Below are 1,408 nucleotides of genomic sequence, written 5' to 3'. Positions count from 1 at the left end.
ACAACCGCCAATATGGAACCGAGTTGGATAACGACTTTAAATGTGTTTGCTCCATGCTGTGTCAAAAACTTTTCGGATTGAAGCCACATATCATCCACGATAATCATGTGCCCAGTAGATGATACTGGTGCAAATTCTGTTAATCCTTCTACTAGCCCTAGAATAATAGCTTTAATAATCATAAGTAGATCCATTTCTGTTTATCTCCTAACCTAGTTGCAAAAGTATTGTAAGTGATTATATGGTATAACTCATCCATTTTACTCATTAAACAATAACAAAGCAATATTTATTAAATTCCAGTTTGCACTCCACTATTACTAACGCAGGTGTTCAAAAATAGTTTCATGTATTTTTTTCCAAAGAAAAAATGCGGCGTTAAAGTATTGCCACATTCGGTGTTTTTTCTTTATATTGTTATTCTTAATCAATAATTCCCAACCGAATTGCTTTTACAGCAACTTCTGTTCTATTTTGGGCATTTAATCTTTTCATGATATTTGATATATAATCTCTTACCGTAAATTCACTTAAATATAGCTTTAAAGCAGCTTCAGCAGTGGAGGCACCATCAGCTAAAAGTTTGATAATTTCAATTTCCCTTGGTGAAAGGGAAATCGAATCATCAGTTAATTGATCCTGTTTCTTAATATCAGCCTTAATAAACTTTGTTAATAATTCACCTGAACTTTGGCCAAATTTCATTAGGGCTGGAAACAGGCTAGTGTCAACTGTAAAATGGATGCCCTGACCTTGATCTAATATTACTCCACCGATTATTTTCCCTTCCTCTGGAACATAAATAGGAACAATGATTAAGGATCCAAGGTCAAATTTTTTCACATATCTCTCGGGGAGGTCATTTTCTGCACTAGAAATATATATTGGCTGAAAATTCTTCATTTCGTGCCCTTGTGATTTTAATTTGACCAGACTTTCACTAAGGACTGGAATGTTAGTAATTTTTTCAGCAATTGCCTGCACTTCATCATTGTTGAAATGATGTCCAAATAAACCAATTCCGATACTTTCTTGATTGNNAAGAGTGCACAGCGCTTAAAAGGAAGAAAATAGCCAAATCCAAAGCAGATATTTTCAATTGATTCACGGAAATTTTGTGAACGGATAATCCATTCATTAAATAAGATTACAGCATCCTTCCAAATACTATAATTATCTTTTTCAGAATGAAACAACATAACTTCACTCATTTTTGAAAATAAATAATGGACCGACGGATGTAATTTTGATGAGTATGTAATCCTCGATTTTAGGACCTTGTGTGCTGCATTCTCCAACAAATTCAGATGAAAGATGAGGGCCTCTGGTTCCGGACGACGTTGAAATTGTGCAAACCACTGATCTTGAATTTCATCTAACATCCTATATATATCAAACGGCTGATCAT

General features: G+C 34.2%; 2 protein-coding genes. Both read right to left on the bottom strand.

Annotated elements, in window-relative coordinates; translation table 11 throughout:
- A partial coding sequence (locus V7659_RS21615) for an undecaprenyl-diphosphate phosphatase (RefSeq protein ID WP_335542153.1) occupies positions 1–194 on the bottom strand: 194 nt, incomplete at its 3' end.
- A 229-nt stretch (positions 195–423) separates the two neighbouring features.
- Positions 424–903, bottom strand: coding sequence for a helix-turn-helix domain-containing protein (locus tag V7659_RS21610; RefSeq protein WP_335542152.1), 480 nt, complete (start codon positions 901–903; stop codon positions 424–426).
- Positions 904–1,408 lie beyond the last annotated feature (505 nt).

It is taken from the genome of Neobacillus drentensis, assembly GCF_036966985.1.
GTDB classification, from domain to species: Bacteria; Bacillota; Bacilli; order Bacillales; family Cytobacillaceae; genus Neobacillus; species Neobacillus drentensis_E.
The sequence above is the reverse complement of the archived record's forward strand: the minus strand, read 5'-3'. Positions and strand labels throughout refer to the sequence as shown.

Coding starts and splice junctions, on each gene's coding strand:
- V7659_RS21610 (WP_335542152.1), bottom strand. CDS start 903: ATGAAGAATTTTCAGCCAATATATATTTCTAGTGCAGAAAATGACCTC.